We start from the raw sequence: 15,791 nt of genomic DNA on the forward strand, positions 1-15,791 counted from the left end.
TGTCGGTTGGGGCTGGGTTAGTTAGGCCAAATCGAAATCGATTTGGTCGACAGCGCCATTGTTGATATGGAAGTTTTTGCCCACGACTTCCAGAGGTGGATCACCGTCAAGTTGGATGGTGTCACCAATATTGGGCAGATCGACAGCGTCAATGTTCTGAGTTCGCCCTTTTGATTTGTTGGAGCGGGATTTAAAGGTGCACTTTTTAGTAGCCATGATATGCCTCATTGATTTCAAGATGAGTAAATGGCCTCCAAGGTGACAGCGCCTCTGAGTCGTGCAGAGGTAACCCGGCGGTCGAATGCAAGCTACTGGAGTTTTATTGGCTCTCGATACTGTCAGAGTTGACAGTGGCGATGAACGGGCCCATGTGTGCGTTTACACACATGGGCACTGATTAGCTCAAGTCTGCGGGGTGTTCGGCTTGTAATCCTTGAGCAACAAATACGTACTCCACCCCCACCAATCATTCGTCCAGTGCTTGTCGTTCAGGTCATTCACCTCCTTGCGGCGCAGCACCTTATCTCCCTCCATCTTGAACAGCGGCGAGAAGTTATTCGCCGGGTTCTGCGCCGCATTCAGGTCCGGAACATACAGCGGCGCCTTGAAATTGGCCGGGGAGGGCGCGACACCGCTGATAAATGTCTCGAAGACCTCATCCGCCGAAGCCTGCACCGCACGTTTGACCTGCACCCGATTGTCCGCATCAATCGCGTCGAAGTAGCGTTTATCCCCATAGGCGTGCCACTGATCGCCCATGGCGTTACGCACCTTGAGCCCGAACTTGCTGTCTTCGTCATGCATGAAACGGCTGATCAGCGAACCCAGTTCACCGGGTGTCACCACCGCTGCGAGTTGTTTGCGTGGCACACGTAAATGGCCTGCCGAAAACAGATCGGTCAAAAAGTGATCAGCAAAACCGTTCATGGCATACGCCAGTTCCAGCGCCTGATCGGTGCCGGTCTGGTGAGCCACGACAGCTTGCTGCAACGCCGCCGTATGCCCCGCCAGATAGGCCGACAGCGCCCACTCGCCGAAGTGGTCGGCATTGTCCGCCGCCAACTTCAAATAGCGCCCCAGTGGAATCAGCGCCGACACTGCGCTGCCTCCGCCGGTGATACGGTTCCATTCTCCAGACAACGTATCGCCCAGCGCGTCGTAAGCCTCATGGGCCTGCTTGCCCTCCTTGACCGCCTGCTGGACCGCAGAAATCTCCTTTTGCATCACGGCAAGGATCTTGTGTGCTTCTTCGCGCGCGGCGGGCAGCACGGCCAGGGAGTTGAAGGCTGCGGTAAAGCGTTGCACGCGTTCGGCAGGGGAGGTGCCATCGCTGATGGGCTGGCCAGGAATGCCATAGAAGTCGCCGCCCAGGGCGATGACTTGGCCATACGTCAGCGCCAGTCCGTTGGGCAGGTGCAGTTCGATCTGGCGCGCGGGAATCGGCGCGGCATCTTTGACGAAGCGCAACAGGGTGTCATCGCCGATGGCGGTGTGTTCACCCCCTTCAAAACGCAGGGTGGGCGGTTTTTTTTCGGGTGCTGCGAGTTCAAGACCTGACATGTTAGCTCCTTGCTATGTCGTATGAATCTTCCTTAAATGCTGTATGTATATACAGCTTTAGCGAGCATAGAGGAAAAAAGTCCCACGTCAAGAACAGCGGTTTTGAAGTGTTCCGCCCCTGCATCTGCGAACGGTCGATGAATTGCAGTTGACGAAATTATTTATAGTTGTACGATGACGTACGACATCACCAAAACCAACAACAACCTTTCAATAGAAAGTCTTCGCCCAGGGTGTTCGAATAATGAATCCACAAGAACTGAAGTCCATCCTCTCCCACGGTCTGCTGTCTTTCCCGGTGACCGATTTCAATGCCCAGGGTGACTTCCACCAGGCGGGCTACATCAAGCGCCTGGAATGGCTGGCCCCTTACGGCGCTACCGCCCTGTTCGCTGCCGGCGGTACCGGTGAGTTTTTCTCCCTCGCTGCCAGCGAATATTCCCAAGTGGTGAAAACCGCCGTTGATACCTGCGCCACCAGCGTGCCGATTCTTGCCGGTGTCGGCGGTGCAACCCGCCAGGCCATCGAGTACGCCCAAGAGGCCGAGCGCCTGGGTGCCAAAGGTTTGCTGCTGCTGCCGCACTACCTCACCGAAGCCAGCCAGGACGGTGTTGCCGCCCACGTTGAAGCCGTGTGCAAGTCGGTCAAGATCGGCGTCGTGGTCTATAACCGCAACGTTTGCCGCTTGACGGCGCCCCTGCTGGAACGCCTGGCCGAGCGCTGCCCGAACCTGATCGGCTACAAAGACGGCCTGGGTGACATCGAGTTGATGGTGTCGATCCGCCGTCGCCTGGGCGACCGTTTCAGCTACCTCGGTGGCTTGCCGACTGCAGAGGTTTACGCCGCTGCCTACAAGGCACTGGGCGTGCCGGTGTACTCCTCGGCGGTGTTCAACTTCATCCCGAAAACCGCGATGGACTTCTACCACGCCATTGCCCGCGACGATCACGCCACCGTCGGCAAGATCATCGACGACTTCTTCCTGCCGTACCTGGACATCCGTAACCGTAAGGCCGGTTACGCCGTGAGCATCGTCAAGGCCGGCGCGAAAATCGCCGGCTATGACGCAGGCCCTGTGCGCACCCCGCTGACCGATCTGCTGCCGGAAGAATACGAAGCCCTGGCCGCGCTGATCGACAAGCAAGGTCCGCAATAAATTATCCACAAGGCCGCTGAGCAATCAGCGGCCTTTTGCGTCAGGAGAAGATTCGTGTCTCAAGCTCAACGTTTTGATAACTACATCAATGGCCAGTGGGTGGCCGGCGCTGACTATTGCGTCAACCTCAACCCGTCGGAGTTGTCCGATGTCATTGGCGAATACGCCAAGGCTGACGTTGCTCAAGTCAACACCGCCATCGATGCTGCCCGCGCCGCGTTCCCGGCTTGGTCCACTTCCGGGATCCAGGCTCGCCACGATGCCTTGGATAAAGTCGGCAGCGAAATCCTCGCCCGCCGCGAAGAGCTCGGCACCCTGCTGGCCCGTGAAGAGGGCAAGACCCTGCCCGAAGCCATTGGCGAAGTGACCCGCGCCGGTAATATCTTCAAGTTCTTCGCCGGTGAGTGCCTGCGCCTGTCCGGTGACTACGTGCCATCGGTTCGCTCGGGCGTCAATGTCGAAGTCACCCGCGAAGCCCTGGGTGTGGTCGGTTTGATCACGCCGTGGAACTTCCCGATCGCCATCCCTGCGTGGAAAATCGCCCCGGCCCTGGCCTACGGCAACTGCGTGGTGATCAAGCCCGCCGAGCTGGTACCGGGCTGCGCCTGGGCCCTGGCAGAGATCATTTCCCGTGCCGGTTTCCCTGCCGGTGTATTCAACCTGGTAATGGGCAGCGGCCGTGTGGTCGGTGATGTGCTGGTCAACAGCCCGAAAGTCGATGGCATCAGCTTCACCGGTTCGGTGGGCGTCGGTCGCCAGATCGCCGTCAGCTGCGTGTCGCGCCAGGCCAAAGTGCAGTTGGAAATGGGCGGCAAGAACCCGCAGATCATTCTCGACGACGCCGACCTCAAGCAGGCCGTCGAGCTGTCCGTACAGAGCGCGTTCTACTCCACCGGCCAGCGTTGCACGGCGTCCAGTCGCCTGATCGTCACCGCCGGTATCCACGACCAGTTCGTCGCGGCCATGGCTGAGCGCATGAAGTCGATCAAGGTCGGTCACGCCCTCAAAAGCGGCACCGACATCGGTCCGGTGGTTTCCCAGGCCCAGTTGGACCAGGACCTCAAGTACATCGACATCGGCCAAAGCGAAGGTGCGCGGCTGGTCAGCGGTGGCGGCCTGGTGACCTGCGATACCGAAGGTTACTACCTGGCGCCGACGCTGTTTGCCGACAGCGAAGCCGCCATGCGCATCAGCCGTGAAGAGATCTTCGGCCCAGTGGCCAACGTAGTGCGCGTCGCGGACTACGAGGCGGCGCTGGCTATGGCCAATGACACCGAGTTCGGTTTGTCGGCGGGCATTGCCACGACGTCGCTGAAGTACGCCAACCACTTCAAGCGCCACTCCCAGGCCGGGATGGTGATGGTCAACCTGCCAACCGCCGGTGTGGACTATCACGTTCCGTTCGGTGGCCGTAAGGGTTCATCCTATGGTTCGCGTGAGCAAGGTCGCTATGCGCAAGAGTTCTACACCGTGGTGAAAACCAGCTACATCGGTTCGTAATTCGCAACACCTGTGGAACCCGCTTGTGTGGGAGCTGGCTTGTCTGCATCGCAAGCGAGCCAGCTCCCACATAAAGCGGTCCGCAGTAGCCATACACACAACAATTACCCGCAAAAAAAATAATTAGTGGGAGTACTTCTAGATGCAAGCGACCAAGCCGACCCACGTCCGCTATTTGATCCTGCTCATGCTGTTCCTGGTGACCACGATCAACTACGCCGACCGGGCCACCATCGCCATCGCGGGCTCCAGCCTGCAAAAAGACCTCGGCATCGACGCGGTCACCCTCGGTTATATCTTCTCCGCATTCGGTTGGGCCTACGTGGCCGGGCAAATCCCCGGCGGCTGGCTGCTCGACCGCTTCGGTTCGAAAAAAGTCTATGCCCTGAGCATTTTCACCTGGTCGCTGTTCACCGTGCTGCAAGGCTATGTCGGTGAGTTCGGTGTCTCCACTGCGGTTGTCGCGCTGTTTATGCTGCGTTTCATGGTGGGCCTGGCTGAAGCGCCATCCTTCCCAGGTAACGCACGCATTGTGGCCGCCTGGTTCCCGACGGCCGAGCGCGGTACGGCATCGGCTATCTTCAACTCGGCGCAGTACTTCGCCACGGTGCTGTTTGCACCGCTGATGGGATGGATCGTCTACCGCTTCGGCTGGCAGCACGTGTTTATCGTGATGGGCGTGATCGGCATCGTGTTCTCGCTGATCTGGCTGAAAGTGATCCATAGCCCACGCCAGCACCCGATGATCAACGAAGCCGAGCTCAACCACATCGCCGCCAATGGCGCGATGGTTGATATGGACCAGGATAAGGGCAAGGGTAAGAAAACCGACGGTCCGAAGTGGGATTACATCCGCCAGTTACTGACCAACCGCATGATGCTCGGCGTGTACCTGGGCCAGTATTGCATCAATGGCATCACCTACTTCTTCCTGACCTGGTTCCCGGTGTACCTGGTGCAGGACCGTGGCATGACCATCCTCAAGGCCGGTTTCATCGCCTCGCTGCCGGCGATCTGCGGCTTCATCGGCGGCGTGCTGGGTGGGGTGATTTCCGACTACCTGCTGCGCAAGGGCCATTCGCTGACGTTCGCCCGCAAGGCGCCGATCATCGCCGGCTTGCTGGTCTCCAGCAGCATCATTGCGTGTAACTATGTCGATGTTGAATGGATGGTCGTGGGCTTCATGGCCTTGGCTTTCTTCGGCAAAGGCGTTGGCGCACTGGGCTGGGCGGTGGTGTCTGACACGTCGCCGAAACAAATCGCCGGTCTCAGTGGCGGCTTGTTTAACACCTTCGGTAACCTGGCCTCGATCACTACGCCGATTGTCATCGGCTACATCATCAGCACCACCGGTTCGTTCAAATGGGCCCTGGTGTTCGTCGGCGCCAACGCGCTGGTGGCAGTGTTCAGCTACCTGGTCATCGTTGGCCCGATCAAGCGTGTAGTACTCAAAGAGCCGCCAGCCAAGGGCCCTGAGTTGAACAACCTAACCGAAGCGCATTCCTGAGGGGCCGTGTGATGCAGTTGATTGAACATGCCGACTCGCCGCGCTCGATTCGTTTGCACGAGCGCGACAACGTGGTGATCGTGGTCAATGACCAAGGCGTACCGGCCGGGACGGAGTTCCCGGACGGCCTGGTGACCGTGGATTTCATCCCCCAGAGCCACAAGGTGACCCTGGAAGATATCCCCGAAGGCGGTCAGATTATTCGCTACGGCCAGACCATTGGTTACGCCTTGGCGCCGATTCCGCGCGGCAGTTGGGTCCAGGAAGATCAACTGCGCATGCCGACCGCGCCACCGCTGGACAGCTTGCCGCTGTCCACCGAGGTGCCTGAAACCCAGGCGCCGCTGGAAGGGTTTACGTTCGAGGGTTACCGCAATGCCGACGGCACCGTGGGCACGCGCAATATCCTCGGCATCACCACCACGGTGCAATGCGTTACCGGTGTGCTGGACCACGCGGTCAAGCGCATCAAGGACGAATTGCTGCCCAAATACCCCCACGTCGATGACGTGGTGGCGCTGACCCACAGCTACGGCTGTGGGGTGGCGATTACGGCGACGGATGCCTACATCCCGATCCGTACCGTGCGTAACCTGGCGCGCAACCCGAACCTGGGCGGCGAAGCCTTGGTGATCAGCCTGGGCTGCGAGAAATTGCAGGCCGGGCAGGTGATGCACGACAACGACAGCTCCGTCGACCTGAGCGAGCCGTGGTTGTACCGGTTGCAGGATTCCAGCCACGGGTTTACCGAAATGATCGAGCAGATCATGGCGCTGGCCGACGTGCGCTTGAAGAAGCTCGACCAGCGCCGCCGGGAAACCGTGCCGGCGTCGGAGCTGATCCTGGGCATGCAGTGCGGCGGCAGTGATGCGTTTTCCGGCATCACCGCCAACCCGGCGCTGGGTTATGCCTCGGATTTGCTGCTACGGGCCGGGGCGACGGTGATGTTCTCCGAAGTGACTGAAGTCCGCGATGCCATTTACCTGCTGACTTCGCGTGCAGAGACGAAGGAAGTTGCCGAGGAGCTGGTACGGGAAATGGACTGGTACGACCGTTACCTGGCCAAGGGCGAGGCGGATCGCAGCGCCAACACCACGCCAGGCAACAAGAAAGGCGGGTTGTCGAATATTGTCGAGAAGTCCCTGGGCTCCATCGTCAAATCCGGCAGCAGCGCGATCAACGGCGTGCTAGGTCCGGGCGAGCGGTTCAAGGGCAAGGGCCTGATCTTTTGCGCCACGCCGGCCAGCGACTTTGTGTGCGGCACCTTGCAACTGGCAGCGGGGATGAACCTGCACGTGTTCACCACTGGGCGTGGCACGCCTTATGGGTTGGCCATGGCGCCGGTAGTGAAGGTCTCGACCCGTACGGAGTTGGCGCAGCGCTGGCCGGACCTCATCGATATCGACGCCGGGCGCATTGCCACCGGGCGCGCGACCATCGAAGAGTTGGGCTGGGAGTTGTTCCACTTCTACCTGGATGTGGCCAGCGGCAAGAAGCAAACGTGGGCGGAGCATCACAAGTTGCATAACGACATTACGTTGTTCAACCCGGCGCCGATCACCTAGGTCTTCTTGCTGGAATCAAGGCAGTGCCCTCATCAAGGCCTGGAGATGGGGGTAAACCTGTTTCGGGCTGTCAGCCCGGAGGATATGCCCGGACATCTCGGGCATAGGCTGCGTCGTGTAGTAGTCGGCGCAGACAAAGCCGTCAACCCAGCCATCGGCATACACCTGATGGTCGGAGCCAGCGTCTCCGACCATCAGGACGCTTCCCTGGAGCCGGCCGTTCTTGCGCCATTGCCGAACAATCTTGCTCTTGCCCCTGCTGGGGTTTATCAGTGGCGACGGTCGCGGGCACACGGCGCGTGATCCGGCCCAGAAAAGACGGTTGGCTTTAACGTCCTGTGCGTTGATATTCAGTGAGTGAGCAATGGGGGCAATCCACTCTGTGTATCCGCCTGAAAGGATATGCACCTGTGTACCTTCTTGCTGCAGGTTGTGCAGCGTTTGCACAAGCGCTGGGTCGAGGTTGCCAATGATCGCTTGGGTATAACGATGAACGTGATGCTTGCGCACGCACGCCAGGGTCTTCATCAAGTACAGCAATTCCCGGATATTGGCTTGGCCTGACAAGGCTTTGGGCACAATCAGTTTGAGTTGTTCCAGCGTTACCTGAGCGTTCGGGCTGTCGGCAATTGCCGATTTGACGATCTCAAGCGTGCTTTCGTGGTTCACCAAGGTCTGGTCGAAGTCGAAAATGACATGCGTTGCAGGGGGCGCTTTCATCGGCGTGCCTGCGCATCTATCTGGCGATAGCGGTGCTTATCCTCTCGGGTCCAGTGGGTCGCGGCAATTCCCAAGTGCTGGGCGATGCGTGCTTGTATCTGGTCGGCAAACGCTTGCCCGCTCTGATGCTCCTCGCGTTCCAGGCGTTCCAGATAGGTCATTTCGCAGACCATCCAGGGCATCATCAGCAAGCGTAGGAAACTCGCCAGGGCGGATGCATGAAGTGGGCTTGCGACCAGGCCGAACGGGAGAATCAGGCGCCCGGCCAGCGGTACGACGGGTAACTGGCGGCTCAACAGCCCAGCCCGAAAGCGATACAAGCCGTGGCCATTGTTAATGGTCGCTTCGGGGGTCGTGTAGAGAGCGGTCCCTTGGGGGTTGGTTCGCATCTTTTGCAGATTGCGGGAGAAGGTCTTCTTATCGGCACCGTTCCAGAAGTGCCCACCCGAGCATTTGATCAGCAGCAAAGCCATGAGGGCGACAACCCGGTTGTAGCCGCTGGACGCCACCAGCGTTGCTCCAGGCATCGCCAGGATTGCAAACGGATCAATCACGCTGACGTGGTTGGCGGCCACCACACAACCGCTGGTGAGCGTTGAGATTTGTCGCGGTGACAGGGCGCACTTGATGCGAATGCCCAGTATCCAGAGAAGGCCTCGATACAGGATTCGCTTGGCGCCTACGGGAAGCGGCCAGGCGATCAGGCTCACTGCGATCATCGAGACCAGGCGCACACACGCCAGCACACAACCGAAGGGCAGGTAAAGTTGCCGTAGAACGCTGGGGAACGCCCAGGTTTTCCGAGTGCACAGGCCTGCTATAGAGTGAAGGGGGTCGAGTGGCGGCACTTTGTTGTTCATGGTGGCTTACTCTGCAGTGTTTTTTTCAAGCCAGCTTTTTCTGCTCGGCAGTTTTCATTCGGCGTGAGAACCGATTGATTCGCTCCAGGTTGGCAGGGCTTATTTCTTTGAAGCGCTCACACGTAAGGTCGATCTTTGTGTGAGGGCCGAAGGCGGTTTCCATCACCTCTCCTGTGAGCTCCGGCATGTGCAAGAATGCTTTGTTCATTTCCAGCGCACGGTGATGGTTGACGTTGGTCAGTGTGTAAATGCGGTCAAAACCCACGTGCAAAAACCCGTACTCAAGTGCCAGGTGGATGGCAATAAAGGGATAGGGTGTGCCCCAGTATTTTTTGAGGAAACGATTGCCAAAGTTAATGCCATGCTCTTTTTTCGAGAATCCGGCATAACCAATAAAGGGGCCGTCCAGGCCAATGCTTACAGCCCAGCGCGACCAGTTCTGCTCGGCAATTTCTTTTTTGAACGTTGATATTTCGTTTATGGCAGCGGCCCTGTCTCGCGTGCTGCCGGCCGAAATGAACTTCATTGCCTCGGGGTCGCTGAGGAGTTCGGTATAACCCTCAACGTCTTGATCATCCCAACTTCTGATATACACGTTGTGTAAATGGTTGAAGGATTTACGCATGAGCCCCTCTCGCGCCTCGAAATAATGGTGGTTTGCTGCTGAGTTGTGATTTCGTTACAGAGGGATTTTCAGGGGCGGCAATTATGAAGAAGAGGTGTGGAGTCCCATTTATGCGTAGGAGTCTGTGTAGCGTTGTGTGCGAGGAATACGTGATGGGTGAGATCCCGTGGTTATTTCATACGAAATAGGCACAGTTCCGAGTTCAAGTTTTTTTAGTTTGTATTGATGTGTCGAAATGAAGTGCGAGCAACCAGCGCGACTGCTTTATAATCGCAACCCCTGATAACAGGACTTAAGGCTGATACAGCATGCTCGCCATTTTCCTTGCGACGCTCACCATCACCGCGCCGGTGTTTGCCATGCTGTTTCTCGGTGTGTTGCTCAAGCGCCTCAACTGGATCAACGACAACTTTATCCACACCGCCTCGTCCCTGGTGTTCAATGTCACCATGCCGGCGTTGCTGTTCCTCGGCATCCTGCATGCCGACCTGCATTCGGCGCTCAAACCGGGTTTGCTGATCTACTTTGCCGTCGCCACGCTGCTCAGCTTTGCCTTGGCCTGGGGCTGGGCGATTTTCCGTTGCAAGCGTGAAGACCGTGGCATCTATACCCAGGGCGCGTTTCGCGGCAATAACGGCGTGATCGGCCTGGCACTCGCGGCCAGTATGTACGGCGACTACGGTATCTCTCTCGGCGCGATCCTCGCCGCGCTGGTGATCCTGTTCTACAACACGTTGTCGACTATCGTGCTGGCGGTCTACAGCCCAGTCATCAAGTCCGACCCGTGGAGCATCTTCAAAAGTGTGGTGGCCAACCCGCTGATCATCAGCGTGATTGTGGCCGCCCCGTTCGCCTATTTTCAGATCGGCTTGCCGGGTTGGCTGGAAAAGTCCTTGGGGTACCTGGCAGACACCACGTTGCCGCTGGCGCTGATCTGCATTGGTGGCACCTTGTCGTTGGCCGCATTGCGCAAGAGCGGCAACATGGCCTTGAGCGCGAGCCTGATGAAAATGGTCTGGCTCCCGGTGGTCGCCACCCTGGGCGCCTGGCTGCTGGGGTTCCGAGGGCCGGAGTTGGGGATTCTGTTCCTGTATTTCGGCGCGCCGACGGCCGCTGCGAGCTTTGTCATGGCCAGGGCGGCCGAGGGCAATCATGAGCTGGCGGCGGCGATTATTGTGATCACCACCCTGATGGCGGCAGTGACCACGAATATCGGGATCTTTGTGTTGCAGGCGGGTGGTTGGATCTGAACGCTCGGGTGCCTGTGAGGGCCAATCGGGGGCAAGCCCCCTCCCACATGTGGATGGGTGAACACATTCATTGTGAGAGGGGCTTGCCCTCGATCGCTATCTGACCGTCACTGCTGATCTGCCTGATACGCCTCGATCACTTCCTGCGCCGCACGAAACGCATCAATCGCCGCCGGCACTCCGGCGTACACCGCGCAATGCAGCAGCGCTTCGCGGATCTCTTCCACGCTGCAACCATTGTTCAGCGCGCCGCGCACATGGCCCTTGAGTTCCTGCGGGCACTTCAGCGCGGTCAGGGCGGCGAGGGTGATTAGGCTGCGGGTTTTCAGCGACAACCCCTCGCGGTTCCACACACTGCCCCAGGCGTGCTCGTTGACGAAGTCCTGCAGCGGCTGGGTGAACTCGGTGGCATTGCCCAAGGCACGGTCGACGAATACATCCCCCATGACCTGGCGACGCATTTCAACCCCAGGCTTTTTTTGATCGGTCATTGCGATTCCCTCTTGTGTTGGCGGCGCCAGGCTCGCAGCGTGCTGAACAACAGAAACGCCACCAGCACTGGCAGGACGTAATACAGCATCAGTTGTTCAAGCTTGTTGGCCAGGGGCATGCCGGTGGTGAACGTCATTACATGCAGCCCGTACGCCAGGTACAGGCCCAGCAGCACAAGGCCTTCGGCACGGGTCACGCGGTAACCGGTGTAGAACACCGGCAGGCACAGCACCACCACGCCGAGCATCACCGGCAGGTCAAAGTCCAAGGCATTCGGCGAAACCGACAGCGGCGAGGGCGCGAGCAAGGCGGTCAGCCCCAATACGCCGAGCAGGTTGAACAGGTTGCTGCCGATCACGTTGCCCACGGCAATTTCCCGCTCGCCGCGCAGGGCGGCAATCAGCGAGGTGGCCAGGCACGGCAGCGAGGTGCCGACACCGATCAGCGTCAGGCCGATGATGCGTTCCGACAGGCCCAGGTCGCTCGCCACGTCCACGGCAGCGCCGAGCAACAGATGCCCGGCCAGCACCAGAATCAGCAGCCCGCCGAGCATCAACAGCACGCTGCTCAGCCATGGCGCCCTGGCCACGGTGTCCAGCGTGCGCGGGCGGCGGGAGTGGCGCGTCTGGTAATGCAGCACGCCGAGGTAGGCGATCAGGGCCACGAGCAACAGCAGGCCGTCGATGGGTGTGAGCTCTTCATTGGCTGCCAGGGTAAACACCAGCAGGCCGGCCAGGATCATCACCGGGATATCCAGGCGTACCAGTTGCCGGGAGACCCGCAGCGGAATGATCAGCGCCGACAGGCCCAGGGTTACAAGGATGTTGAAGATGCTGCTGCCGATCACGCTGCCCACGGCGATATCCGTATTGCCGGCCAGGGTGGCCTGCAGGCTCACGGTCATCTGTGGCGCGCTGCTGCCGAAGGCGACGATGGTCAGGCCAATGATCAACGGCCGCACCTTGAGGCTCGCGGCCAGGCGTACGGCGGCCCGCACCAGGATTTCGGCGCCGACGATCAGCAGCAGGAGGCCGCTGACCAATTCCAGAAGGCTCCAGGGGGAGAGGGCGGTTAGTCCGAAAATGGCCGGGCCTCCATCGTCAGTTGCTCAAGGCTTGTACGCGCACGCGTGCGGTGCCGCTGCTGATCATACCCAGCTGCTCGGCGGCCTTGCGTGAAAGATCAATCAAGCGCCCACGGGTATGCGGGCCGCGATCGTTGATGCGCACAACCACGGATCTGTCGTTGTCGAGGTTGGTGACCTTGACCTGGGTGCCGAAGGGCAATCGCCGATGGGCGGCGGTCAAGGCGTTCTGGTTGAAAGGTTCACCGCTGGCAGTCTTGTTGCCATGGTGTTTGGCGCCGTAATAGGAGGCGGTGCCGGTTTCGTCGTAACCGTTGGGGTTGATGACGCCGCTGGCGCAGCCGGCCAGCAGGGAGGACAGGATCATCAGGCCGAGTAGGCGCTTCATTCAAGGTATCCCCATATCAAAGGTGGAAGGGGCTTACGTGGGAGGGGGCTTGCCCCCGATAGCGGTGTATCAGCCAAGCATTCGTCAGCTGATACTCTGCAATCGGGGGGCAAGCCCCCTCCCACCTTGGTCCGAGCCGAGCATGAGATCTCAGTCGGCCCCTTCATCGCTATCAGCCTTCAAGCTTGCTTTTCAGCAGCTCGTTCACCTGTTGCGGGTTAGCCTTGCCTTTGGAGGCTTTCATCGCCTGGCCCACAAAGAAGCCGAACATCTTGCCGCGCTTGGCTTCGTCTGCCGCACGGTATTGCTCGACCTGCTCGGCATTGGCCGCGAGCATTTCATCCAGCACGGCCGAGATGGCGCCGCTGTCGGTGACTTGCTTGAGGCCACGCTTCTCGATGATCTCGTCGGCACTGCCTTCACCGCTGGCCATGGCTTCGAACACGGTCTTGGCAATTTTGCCGGAGATGGTGTTGTCCTTGATGCGCAGCAGCATGCCGCCCAGTTGCTCGGCGGTGACGGGGGCTTCGTCGATTTCCAGGCCCTGTTTGTTCAGCAGGCTGCCCAGCTCGACCATCACCCAGTTGGCCGCCAACTTGGCGTCACCGGCGATGCTCACGACTTTTTCGAAGTAGTCGGCTTGTTCGCGGCTGGAAGCCAGCACGCTCGCATCGTAGACCGACAGGCCGAACTGCGCCTGGAAGCGTTCGCGTTTTTGCGGCGGCAATTCCGGCAGAGTAGCGCGGATGTCATTGAGGAACGAATCCTCGATCACCACCGGCAACAGGTCCGGGTCGGGGAAGTAACGGTAGTCGTTGGCTTCCTCTTTGCTGCGCATGGCGCGGGTTTCGTCTTTGTTCGGGTCGTACAGGCGGGTTTGCTGGATCACTTTGCCGCCGTCCTCGATCAGTTCGATCTGGCGACGCACTTCGGTGTTGATCGCCTTCTCGATGAAACGGAACGAGTTGACGTTCTTGATCTCGCAGCGAGTGCCGTACTCGGCCTGGCCTTTGGGGCGTACCGACACGTTGCAGTCGCAGCGCAGCGAGCCTTCGGCCATGTTGCCGTCGCAGATGCCCAGGTAACGCACCAGCGCGTGGATGGTCTTGACGTAGGCCACGGCTTCCTTGGCGCTGCGCATGTCCGGTTCGGAAACGATCTCCAGCAGCGGTGTGCCGGCGCGGTTCAGGTCGATGCCGGTGGCGCCGTTGAATTCTTCATGCAGGCTTTTGCCGGCGTCTTCTTCCAAATGTGCGCGGGTTACGCCGACGCGCTTGATGGTGCCGTCTTCCAGTGGGATGTCCAGGTAACCCTTGCCGACGATCGGCAATTCCATCTGGCTGATCTGGTAGCCCTTGGGCAGGTCCGGGTAGAAGTAGTTCTTGCGCGCGAACACGTTGTGCTGGCCGATCTCGGCGTCAATCGCCAGGCCGAACATCACCGCCATGCGCACCGCTTCCTGGTTCAGCACCGGCAGCACGCCGGGCATGCCCAGGTCTACCAGGCTCGCCTGGGTGTTGGGCTCGGAGCCGAACGTGGTGGCGCTACCGGAGAAAATCTTCGATTGGGTGGCGAGCTGGGTATGAATCTCCAGCCCGATCACAACTTCCCATTGCATAGTGTTCTCCTCAGAAGCCGGTAGGGGTGCGAGTGTGCCAGTCGGTGTTCAACTGGTACTGGTGCGCCACATTGAGCAGGCGGCCTTCCTGGAAATACGGGGCGAGCAATTGCACGCCGACCGGCAGGCCATCGACGAAACCGGCGGGCATGGACAAGCCCGGCAGGCCCGCGAGGTTGGCGGTGATGGTGTAGAGGTCTTCCAGGTACTCGGCAATCGGGTCGCCGGTCTTGGCGCCGATCTTCCAGGCCGGGTTCGGCGTGGTCGGGCCGAGGATCACGTCGACTTCTTCAAAGGCCGCCATGAAGTCGTTCTTGATCAGGCGACGGATTTTCTGCGCCTTGAGGTAGTACGCGTCGTAGTAGCCCGCCGACAGGGCGTAGGCCCCGACCATGATCCGGCGTTGTACTTCGGCGCCGAAGCCTTCGCCACGGGAGCGTTTGTACAGGTCGGTGAGGTCTTTCGGGTTTTCGCAGCGGTAGCCGAAGCGCACGCCGTCGAAACGCGACAGGTTGGAAGAGGCTTCCGCTGGCGCGATCACATAGTAGGCAGGAATCGCGTGCTGGTTGTTCGGCAGGCTGATTTCCTTGATCACTGCACCGAGGCCTTCCAGCGTCTTGACGCTGTTGTGCACCAGCTCGGCGATACGCGGGTCGAGACCGGCGCTGAAGTATTCCTTCGGCACGCCAATGCGCAGGCCCTTGATCGAGGTGTTCAGGCTGGCGCTGTAGTCCGGCACGGGCTCATCGATGCTGGTGGAGTCCTGTTTATCGAACCCGGCCATACCTTGTAACAAAATTGCGCAGTCTTCAGCAGTGCGGGCCAGGGGGCCGCCCTGATCCAGGCTGGAGGCGTAGGCGATCATGCCCCAGCGGGAAACGCGACCGTAGGTCGGCTTCAACCCGGTAAGGTTGGTGAACGCCGCCGGCTGGCGGATCGAACCGCCCGTGTCGGTGGCCGTGGCAGCCGGCAGGAAACGCGCGGCAACGGCGGCGGCCGAACCACCGGACGAACCACCGGGCACGTGGTCGAGGTTCCACGGGTTTTTCACCGCGCCGTAGTAGCTCGACTCGTTGGCCGAACCCATGGCGAACTCGTCCATGTTGGTCTTGCCCAGGGTCACAGCCCCGGCGGCAGCCAGCTTGGACACCACGGTGGCGTCGTAGGGGGCTTTGAAGTTGTCGAGCATCTTCGAGCCGCAACTGGTGCGAATGCCCTGGGTGCAGAACAGGTCCTTGTGGGCGATAGGGGCGCCCAGCAGTGCGCCCTGTTCACCGTTGGCGCGACGTGCGTCGGCAGCCTTGGCCTGGCTCAAGGCCAGCTCTTCGGTGAGGCTGATGAAGCTGTTGACCTTCGGATCGTGCTCGGCGATACGCGCCAGCAGGGTCTTGGTCAGCTCTTCGGAAGAAAACTTTTTGTCGGCGAGACCGCGGGCGATCTCGGCCAGAGTCATGTGATGCATTGCA

The 15,791-nt window shown here is 59.8% G+C and carries 15 protein-coding genes; 5 read left to right on the top strand and 10 right to left on the bottom strand.

Annotated elements, in window-relative coordinates:
• Positions 1–21: 21 nt before the first annotated feature.
• Together QCBJ_RS21585 and QCBJ_RS21590 are read right to left on the bottom strand one after the other, a co-directional pair.
• Positions 22–216 (bottom strand): hypothetical protein, encoded by a 195-nt coding sequence (locus QCBJ_RS21585; RefSeq protein ID WP_102061581.1) that lies wholly within the window; start codon positions 214–216, stop codon positions 22–24.
• A 186-nt stretch (positions 217–402) separates the two neighbouring features.
• Complete coding sequence (locus tag QCBJ_RS21590; protein ID WP_093542196.1) at positions 403–1,560, bottom strand: phospholipase; 1,158 nt, start codon at positions 1,558–1,560, stop codon at positions 403–405.
• A 244-nt stretch (positions 1,561–1,804) separates the two neighbouring features.
• Here QCBJ_RS21590 and kdgD point away from each other — a divergent pair, with 244 nt between their 5' ends.
• The 4 genes from kdgD (at position 1,805) to garD (ending at position 7,288) form a co-directional block, all read left to right on the top strand.
• The gene (kdgD, locus tag QCBJ_RS21595; protein ID WP_012722210.1) at positions 1,805–2,716 is read left to right on the top strand and encodes a 5-dehydro-4-deoxyglucarate dehydratase; all 912 of its coding nucleotides are present in this window, start codon (positions 1,805–1,807) and stop codon (positions 2,714–2,716) included.
• A 54-nt stretch (positions 2,717–2,770) separates the two neighbouring features.
• Positions 2,771–4,216: an aldehyde dehydrogenase family protein gene (locus QCBJ_RS21600; RefSeq protein WP_102061582.1), complete on the top strand. Its 1,446-nt coding sequence runs from the start codon at positions 2,771–2,773 to the stop codon at positions 4,214–4,216.
• A gap of 142 nt (positions 4,217–4,358) precedes the next feature.
• On the top strand, positions 4,359–5,723 hold the full coding sequence (locus QCBJ_RS21605) for an MFS transporter (RefSeq protein WP_012722212.1): 1,365 nt from the start codon (positions 4,359–4,361) through the stop codon (positions 5,721–5,723).
• Between the two features lie 11 nt (positions 5,724–5,734).
• The gene (garD, locus tag QCBJ_RS21610; RefSeq protein ID WP_102061583.1) at positions 5,735–7,288 is read left to right on the top strand and encodes a galactarate dehydratase; all 1,554 of its coding nucleotides are present in this window, start codon (positions 5,735–5,737) and stop codon (positions 7,286–7,288) included.
• A gap of 15 nt (positions 7,289–7,303) precedes the next feature.
• Here the strand turns inward: garD and QCBJ_RS21615 are convergent, their stop codons facing one another.
• Genes QCBJ_RS21615 through QCBJ_RS21625 form a run of 3 tightly spaced genes read right to left on the bottom strand, consistent with a single transcriptional unit; the run spans position 7,304 to position 9,493 of the window.
• Entirely contained in the window at positions 7,304–8,008 is a 705-nt protein-coding gene (locus QCBJ_RS21615; protein WP_012722214.1) for an HAD-IB family phosphatase, read from the bottom strand.
• Positions 8,005–8,868: a 1-acyl-sn-glycerol-3-phosphate acyltransferase gene (locus QCBJ_RS21620; RefSeq protein ID WP_012722215.1), complete on the bottom strand. Its 864-nt coding sequence runs from the start codon at positions 8,866–8,868 to the stop codon at positions 8,005–8,007. Before QCBJ_RS21620 ends, QCBJ_RS21615 begins: the two co-directional genes overlap by 4 nt.
• A 25-nt stretch (positions 8,869–8,893) precedes the next feature.
• On the bottom strand, positions 8,894–9,493 hold the full coding sequence (locus QCBJ_RS21625; RefSeq protein WP_012722216.1) for a GNAT family N-acetyltransferase: 600 nt from the start codon (positions 9,491–9,493) through the stop codon (positions 8,894–8,896).
• Positions 9,494–9,801: 308 nt separating this feature from the next.
• On the opposite strand from QCBJ_RS21625, the gene QCBJ_RS21630 reads away from it, so the two are divergent.
• The gene (locus tag QCBJ_RS21630) at positions 9,802–10,743 is read left to right on the top strand and encodes an AEC family transporter (RefSeq protein ID WP_012722217.1); all 942 of its coding nucleotides are present in this window, start codon (positions 9,802–9,804) and stop codon (positions 10,741–10,743) included.
• A 107-nt stretch (positions 10,744–10,850) separates the two neighbouring features.
• Here QCBJ_RS21630 and QCBJ_RS21635 read toward each other — a convergent pair whose 3' ends face one another.
• From QCBJ_RS21635 to gatA, 5 genes are all read right to left on the bottom strand, one after another.
• On the bottom strand, positions 10,851–11,234 hold the full coding sequence (locus QCBJ_RS21635) for a carboxymuconolactone decarboxylase family protein (RefSeq protein WP_012722218.1): 384 nt from the start codon (positions 11,232–11,234) through the stop codon (positions 10,851–10,853).
• Complete coding sequence (locus QCBJ_RS21640) at positions 11,231–12,277, bottom strand: calcium/sodium antiporter (protein ID WP_064054759.1); 1,047 nt, start codon at positions 12,275–12,277, stop codon at positions 11,231–11,233. The genes QCBJ_RS21635 and QCBJ_RS21640 overlap by 4 nt, the downstream gene beginning before the upstream one ends.
• Before the next feature lie 58 nt (positions 12,278–12,335).
• Positions 12,336–12,707, bottom strand: a complete 372-nt coding sequence (locus QCBJ_RS21645) for a septal ring lytic transglycosylase RlpA family protein (RefSeq protein WP_012722220.1) — start codon at positions 12,705–12,707, stop codon at positions 12,336–12,338.
• Positions 12,708–12,879: 172 nt separating this feature from the next.
• Positions 12,880–14,325, bottom strand: a complete 1,446-nt coding sequence (gene gatB, locus QCBJ_RS21650; protein ID WP_046034322.1) for an Asp-tRNA(Asn)/Glu-tRNA(Gln) amidotransferase subunit GatB — start codon at positions 14,323–14,325, stop codon at positions 12,880–12,882.
• Positions 14,326–14,335: 10 nt separating this feature from the next.
• Entirely contained in the window at positions 14,336–15,787 is a 1,452-nt protein-coding gene (gene gatA, locus QCBJ_RS21655) for an Asp-tRNA(Asn)/Glu-tRNA(Gln) amidotransferase subunit GatA (RefSeq protein ID WP_012722222.1), read from the bottom strand.
• Between the last annotated feature and the right edge of the window lie 4 nt (positions 15,788–15,791).

Source organism: Pseudomonas sp. QC2, assembly GCF_002859085.1.
In the GTDB taxonomy this organism is placed as follows: Bacteria; Pseudomonadota; Gammaproteobacteria; order Pseudomonadales; family Pseudomonadaceae; genus Aquipseudomonas; species Aquipseudomonas petroselini.

Excerpts from the sequence above, each read along its gene's own strand:
- QCBJ_RS21625 (WP_012722216.1), bottom strand. The coding sequence starts at position 9,493 with ATGCGTAAATCCTTCAACCATTTACACAACGTGTATATCAGAAGTTGG.
- kdgD (WP_012722210.1), top strand. The coding sequence starts at position 1,805 with ATGAATCCACAAGAACTGAAGTCCATCCTCTCCCACGGTCTGCTGTCT.
- QCBJ_RS21590 (WP_093542196.1), bottom strand. The coding sequence starts at position 1,560 with ATGTCAGGTCTTGAACTCGCAGCACCCGAAAAAAAACCGCCCACCCTG.
- QCBJ_RS21635 (WP_012722218.1), bottom strand. The coding sequence starts at position 11,234 with ATGACCGATCAAAAAAAGCCTGGGGTTGAAATGCGTCGCCAGGTCATG.
- gatA (WP_012722222.1), bottom strand. The coding sequence starts at position 15,787 with ATGCATCACATGACTCTGGCCGAGATCGCCCGCGGTCTCGCCGACAAA.
- gatB (WP_046034322.1), bottom strand. The coding sequence starts at position 14,325 with ATGCAATGGGAAGTTGTGATCGGGCTGGAGATTCATACCCAGCTCGCC.
- QCBJ_RS21630 (WP_012722217.1), top strand. The coding sequence starts at position 9,802 with ATGCTCGCCATTTTCCTTGCGACGCTCACCATCACCGCGCCGGTGTTT.
- QCBJ_RS21645 (WP_012722220.1), bottom strand. The coding sequence starts at position 12,707 with ATGAAGCGCCTACTCGGCCTGATGATCCTGTCCTCCCTGCTGGCCGGC.
- QCBJ_RS21620 (WP_012722215.1), bottom strand. The coding sequence starts at position 8,868 with ATGAACAACAAAGTGCCGCCACTCGACCCCCTTCACTCTATAGCAGGC.
- QCBJ_RS21615 (WP_012722214.1), bottom strand. The coding sequence starts at position 8,008 with ATGAAAGCGCCCCCTGCAACGCATGTCATTTTCGACTTCGACCAGACC.
- QCBJ_RS21605 (WP_012722212.1), top strand. The coding sequence starts at position 4,359 with ATGCAAGCGACCAAGCCGACCCACGTCCGCTATTTGATCCTGCTCATG.
- QCBJ_RS21585 (WP_102061581.1), bottom strand. The coding sequence starts at position 216 with ATGGCTACTAAAAAGTGCACCTTTAAATCCCGCTCCAACAAATCAAAA.
- garD (WP_102061583.1), top strand. The coding sequence starts at position 5,735 with ATGCAGTTGATTGAACATGCCGACTCGCCGCGCTCGATTCGTTTGCAC.